This is a genomic window from Clostridium porci (assembly GCF_009696375.1).
GTDB classification, from domain to species: Bacteria; Bacillota; Clostridia; order Lachnospirales; family Lachnospiraceae; genus Enterocloster; species Enterocloster porci.
The window spans coordinates 137,151-143,306 of the sequence record NZ_VUMD01000012.1 but is presented as its reverse complement, the minus strand read 5'-3'; the positions used below and the strand labels follow the sequence as shown (position 1 = coordinate 143,306).

Annotated in this window: 6 protein-coding genes and 1 pseudogene; all 7 read right to left on the bottom strand. The window is 38.5% G+C overall.

All coding sequences use genetic code 11. From position 1 onward, the window contains the following. Positions 1 to 157 (bottom strand): annotated as a pseudogene (locus FYJ39_RS14010) (IS256 family transposase); the annotation flags it as partial. 42 nt (positions 158 to 199) lie between these two features. Continuing rightward, positions 200 to 814: a DUF1016 N-terminal domain-containing protein gene (locus FYJ39_RS14005; RefSeq protein WP_154473081.1), complete on the bottom strand. Its 615-nt coding sequence runs from the start codon at positions 812 to 814 to the stop codon at positions 200 to 202. Between the two features lie 78 nt (positions 815 to 892). Continuing rightward, positions 893 to 2,008: a Fic family protein gene (locus FYJ39_RS14000; RefSeq protein WP_154473080.1), complete on the bottom strand. Its 1,116-nt coding sequence runs from the start codon at positions 2,006 to 2,008 to the stop codon at positions 893 to 895. Positions 2,009 to 2,034: 26 nt separating this feature from the next. Further along, a complete protein-coding gene (locus FYJ39_RS13995; protein ID WP_154473079.1) occupies positions 2,035 to 2,751 on the bottom strand; it encodes an AAA family ATPase in 717 nt (238 codons plus the stop codon). After that, positions 2,744 to 3,733 (bottom strand): helix-turn-helix transcriptional regulator, encoded by a 990-nt coding sequence (locus FYJ39_RS13990; RefSeq protein ID WP_154473078.1) that lies wholly within the window; start codon positions 3,731 to 3,733, stop codon positions 2,744 to 2,746. The genes FYJ39_RS13995 and FYJ39_RS13990 overlap by 8 nt, the downstream gene beginning before the upstream one ends. Before the next feature lie 264 nt (positions 3,734 to 3,997). Beyond that, positions 3,998 to 5,509 carry a hypothetical protein gene (locus tag FYJ39_RS13985; RefSeq protein WP_154473077.1) on the bottom strand — a complete coding sequence of 504 codons (1,512 nt, stop codon included), beginning with the start codon at positions 5,507 to 5,509 and terminating at the stop codon, positions 3,998 to 4,000. A gap of 22 nt (positions 5,510 to 5,531) precedes the next feature. Next, entirely contained in the window at positions 5,532 to 6,137 is a 606-nt protein-coding gene (locus FYJ39_RS13980) for a hypothetical protein (protein WP_154473076.1), read from the bottom strand. Between the last annotated feature and the right edge of the window lie 19 nt (positions 6,138 to 6,156).

Here is a 6,156-nt window from a genome sequence, read left to right as displayed (position 1 = left end):
CCATCATCTCTTTGATTGTGCCGCCAAGCAGATCCTTGAGAGCATCCTGAATATCCTCTGCGGACTGGATATCATACTCCTGAAGGAGCTGCTGGATGATGTTCCTTTTCCCATCTGTCATTTGTACCTTGTGTACGGGTTTCTTTTCTCTTGCCATAATAAAAGGCCTCCTATGATTTTTATTTTACCATAGAAGACCTTATAAAACATTATTTACAGAAAATCTTTCACGTACACAATTCAGCTTATCATTTTGATACGGCGCTGTCAGCTCTTTCATTTCGCTTTCTACAAGTTCCTGCTTCTGCGTCTTTAACATACGGTAATAATACTGAGAGGAAATATTCCTCTGCAAAGTGCGGACACTCCAAGTCTGTTCAGCAGCTTCCTTTTCGTACCAATCACGAGCTGCTTTATCTTCAACTTGTAATAATGCTCTATAATGTGACCACGACAAGAGATTTCCGGATTGTCTACACATTGTGTCGACAATCTCAGGAAAGTTTTTATAAAACCGCAAGCAATGATAAAAGTTACTTCTGTCATAACCCTTACCATACCGGTTCGTCAAATCTTTTGAAAGTTTCTTTATGACTTCAAGTCCGTATTCAGAGCGTTCTTCTCCACCGAATTCTTCTTCTGCAATTCGGTATCCTATCATCCAGTTTCTCTGAACCAGCGTCGTATTAACTGCCTGATACGCAGCCTTCTGTGAGGACTCAATAATTCCACACATATCTTTTAAGATGTCATCGGTTTTCACAAAATTATTCATAATGCTATTTTGTCCGATATTCATCACTTTATTCTCCATAGCCAACGCTCCTTTTTAACTTAACTTTTTCATTTTAACTTTGCTAATGTTAAAAGTTGAATTTCCTGTCATTCATCCTTACTTCTTAAATCTGTACTTCCCTTTTCCATAACCCGATACCGCTTCAATCACATCTGCCTCTACCAAATTGGAAATCAGCTTGGAAGCACCGGAAGCCTTTAGTTCAAGAAGTTCCATAACAGCGCTTCTTCCAAAGATTTTATCATAGCCAAATTTTTCAGAGAGCCTATGGATATGAACTGTCGTTTTGGCTGAGAAATCCTGTCCTTTTTCGGCAAGCACATTTCCAATATCCACTTTTTCAGTTTCAATGTCCACTTTTGTTTCTTCAATGTCTACTTTTTCATCGTTCCAAAGTCCACTTATATGCAGATTGCGATTATGCAGCTCATTTTTCTCATTCAAAAGAAAGTTTCTTAAAAACACTTCCAAATATTCGGTTGTTTCGTGAATGCCTTTTTGTAGGTTGGTATAATTCGCTCTGACAAGTGCATTTCTGAAATACCAAGCATTTTCCGCAAAAATATCATTTGTGGCAGAAAAGCCAAGGGTTCTCAAATACTTGATAAAGAATACTGCCGTCGTTCTCGTATTGCCTTCTCCAAAGATATGGATTTGCCATAATCTCGAAACAAAGACTGCAAGGTGATGAATGATTTCCTCCATCGAAAGTCCCTTGTAGCTAAAGTCTTTTTCCTGAGAAAAATCATATTCAAGGGTTGCTTTCAGTTCTGAAGCGCTGCCATAGAGGACGGTCGCTCCATCAAGCGCCCATTCTTTTTTCGTAATATTGTAATCTCTTATCTTTCCGGCGTGTTTATAGATACCCTGAAATAGTTTTCGGTGAATAGAGATATACTCATTCGGTGAAAACGAAAACGCTGTTTCCGAAAGTATCTGTGCAATACGGGAAGATACCTTATCCGCTTCTTCTGTACGCTCGTCATCTGATAAATGTACCGGTCTTTCCTCATAGTAGTTGTCTATGAGATTTTGTGCTTCTTTTATCGTGATTTTACCCTCAATATTTTGGATGGCTGTATCTATCAAATATTGAGAGGGTTTTAGTCCGTCCACAGCCTGAAGTCCGATTGCTGTACTCCACGCATAACCCTTGTTGACTTTATCCGGCTCAGACTCCCGCAGATATTCCTTAAATGGGTCTTTATTCATATACGATACCTCTTTCTTTGTCTATTCTAATCCTTCAGCAATCTGCTTAACAGTTGTTTTCTATTATTGATAAACATTTCCGTTACTTGGTAACTATCTGTATCTTCATACGAGCAAGTATGAATCTTCCCCTCATCAAATGTCAGTATCTCTGCGTCCGGAAGTCCTAACAAAATCGGAGAATGCGTTACAATAAAAAATTGAGAACCTTTTTTCGCACATTCGTAGATTTCAAGCAATAGCGTCAGTTGTCCTTGTGGCGACAAAGCTGCTTCAGGCTCATCGAAAATATAAACTCCATCTTCCTTTAGCTGACTCTGTACGATTGCAAGAAAACTTTCTCCGTGTGATTTCTCATGATACTTTTCTGATGGGTGTTCAAAGTCAGCATATTCTTCTTCCATAGTAGCTACATTATAGAAACTTTCCGCCCGAAAAAAATATCCCCATTTCGCTTTGCGATACCCTCTGCCAATTCGCATTGCTTCACATAGTTCCGAATGCGAGTCATAAGTAGAAAAGCTATAATTTTTTGTACCGCCTTCAGGATTAAATCCATACACTATTGCAATAGCCTCCAAAAATGTAGATTTTCCACTTCCATTTTCTCCAGCAAAAAATGTAATAGGCTTGCTAAAAGTCAGCCTTTTCACTCCTTTTATAGCCTCAATCGACCTTAAATAACTTCTTCTCTCAATTTTATTCCAATCAATCTCCACTCCCTGAATAAAAAGATTATTCATCACCTAGCACTCCATTTAACTCCATCGACTTCCGAAGCATATTCTTATACTGTTCCTTCAAGCTCTCCGGTGCAAGTATCTGCACCTTACCGTCAAATCCAAACAGCCAGCCGAAGAATGTAGGACTTGCCGATACTTCGGTCTGTATCCTAAAAGAAGTCATATCATAGGCAAGCGTGGTTACTTCTTCTCCGAAACGGTCAACCATTGTTTTCATCAGACTGTTATCACACCGCAAGTCTACTACAACCTTTTCGCCGGAGAACATAAAGAATACTTCTTTTGTAAAGTTCTCAATATCAAAATCAGTGGGCATTGGCAAGACATCTTTATCCAGTATCTCCGGTGTGGCAGCAATGCGGTCTACTCTGAAATTGATAACCTTTTCTTTTTTCTCGGAATAACCGATAACATAATAGTAATCGCCACTCCATAGGAGCTTATACGGACTGAGTTTATATATCTCGCCTTTGTTTTTCAGCTCTTTCTTCTTAAGTCCGGTGTAATCATAATACTGGAAAGAAATCTGCTTCCCCGTATTGATGGCGTCGTTGATTGCGTCGATAATATAATATATTTGTTCATTATCCGGCTTTATTCTGTTTACCACATAGTTGTTTCGTTTAAGTTTTGCAACCTGACCCTCACTGGTCATTGTATGTATCTTTTCAATCAAGGCATTGCTTTTCTTTGCGGTGATAAACCTTGAGGACTCAACTGCATCAATCAGCAACTTTAGCTCCGGCAATTCAAACTGTCGGCTTGCCACAAAATACTTACTCTGCGTAGAATGGATAACCACAATATCCATTCCAAATTCCTGCAATGCGGCAATGTCCTTGGTGAGCGTTACCCGATGTGCCGATATATCATATTCATTTTTCAAAATATCCAATATCTGATTCGTGCTTAGAGTATGTTCCTCATCGGTTCTTTCCTCTAAGATTTTCTTTATATATAAAATTCTCGGTTTTACTTCCATTCTATATTCCTTCCGATTATCTATTCATATATCCAAGATGCCAAAAATTTCACTGTCAATCTCGTTTATCTGTTCTATTGATATTACTGTCTTGTCCGTCATAACAACGGTATATTCGTGTTCATCAATTCTTTTTCTGTTCCAGTGTCAGTTTATACGGATAATCTGCAAACATATGCAATCTGTTGGTTCTTCTTTGTAAAATCTCTGTTTTTATTCTCTATTCTTCCTCTTCATATAACCAAATACTTGGCATAATTTTCTCTAATCTAAATATCCAACTTTTGACACACCTATTACCCCTCTGCGGAGGAATGTAATATCAAGCGTGTCCGGTTCAAAGGTGTCGGGATTAAATGTTTCCGACTCAAATGTATCTACTTCAAAGCTGTCGACGTCAAAAGTTTCATAATCAAAAGTTTCAACTCCTATTTCTTCTAAAATATTCTTTGGCAGTTTATAATCCTGTTCTACAAGACCAAACATTGTAAATCCGGAGTCCACACAAAATGCAACGATAGCTTTTTGTCCTATATCGTATGTGAAAGAGCCTACGACCGAACCGATAAAACTGCCGATAAGATAACCTAAAATCGGCACTTCAATGAATGCTTGAGTAATACTTCCACTTATCAGCGAACAGGTGGATAAATACATATCTCTAACCAACTCTCCGGCGAGCTGATGGCTTGTCTTTTTACCAGCCACAACATAATATGCGTTCTTCACAACATTCATAGTTAGAACAGTAACCACACCAATCACAGTAGGGTCAACAGATTTCAATGTTTCGCCTAATATGCCTGCTTTGCAACAAGTTGTCAAGGCTGATGATACTGTTCCTCTTATAAATCCCTCTGCTCCGCCGGATACCGCTGCAAATCCTATTTTCTTGAATTGCTTGCTGTCAATTTCACCGCTTTTTATAAGATAAGAAATGGCTTTATATATTTCCGGTGCAACTTTAAGCATTACAGAGATAGTAGCTGCTGTAAGACCTGCCTTAAACGCTTGCTGCATAATATGGTCAAACTTTATGAGTTCTTCCGTAGTCAATCCTAAATCTTCAGCATTGACTTCGCCTTGTTTTGCAAGTGTCGCAAGTTCTTCGGCTTCATTCTTGGAAAGGGGAATAGACTCTACTCCCTCATTATCTTTCAGTCTATCACTAAGTAAATCAAGTGTTTCTTGATAATGGTGTACCTGTTCAGGACGGCGAGCCTGTTCCGTTTGTATCATACGATTTAACCATTTTGTTGCTTCCTCTAACTGGTCACGAGGAATTACTCTGATTTGTCCTGAATAAATGGGGTCATTCAGAACGGTATCAACATCATCAAATCCTCTATCTGCAAGGAATTTTTCTATTCCATCCTTGCCACCGGAATTTTGATATTCCTTAAATCTCTGAAAAACGCTGATTGACTGCGCCTTTGCGCTCGCTTGACCATCTCCATAAAATTTCAAACCATATTTATGACCAAAATTTGTAGAAACATCTGTTGAAGCAAAATCATGACTTCTATCAACAAACGCTCTATGGTCAGACCTCTCAAGTGCCGCCTTAATATTAAATGTATCAGAATGCCAAAATTCTGCTATATCTCCCTTAAGCATTTTGGGAGAAGTCTTAAATTTCTCAAAAGCGTTAAGGTCATCTATTAGCTTTTTAATTTCTTTATCTACTGTTCCAACATAGGAATTAGACAATTCAGCTCCAACAATGGCAGCCGAATTGTCTGTAAAGAACTTATAGCCTTCTTCAAATCCAACCATTCAGCTTCAACCTCCAATCTGCTTACAGTCCCAAAAACTCCTCAAGCGAGTCAAGATAGAACTTCATAACAGCACAGCTGTACTGTTGCTCCTCAATCTTCTTATTCAATGTGAGTTTTTTGAAAATATCTACTCCTGCTAACGGAGCAACAGCTAATGCTCCTCCAACAACAGCCAACGCTCCAACACCTGCTGCCTTTGCACCTGTTCCGATATTTTTTTGTTTTATGGTTTTTTCTTCAATCAGTTTTTCCAAGTTATCCTGATAAGATAATGCAAATGTAATAAAGTCATTGTACTCTTTTGCGGAAACAACTTTATCGACACATAAAACTGCCTGCTTACCAAGCCAACCGTATGCCATTCCATACTGTGAAAAGATGACCTTCATATGGCTACTTTTTTCTTTAATAAGTTTATCGTGACCAATAAAGAGTATGTACTGATTAGATGAGAGCTGTGCGGCATTTGCTTTATAATCTTTTTCAAGCCATACCTGAGCAGCAACTTCTCCATCCTTAACGCCCACTATTTCTTCTTCCATATCATCTTCCAAGCTGATAAGCTGAGCAAGATAATCTCCGTACACTCTGTATTTTTCCTCACAGACAATAATCAATTTTTTCAATTTAAATTCCTCCGATACC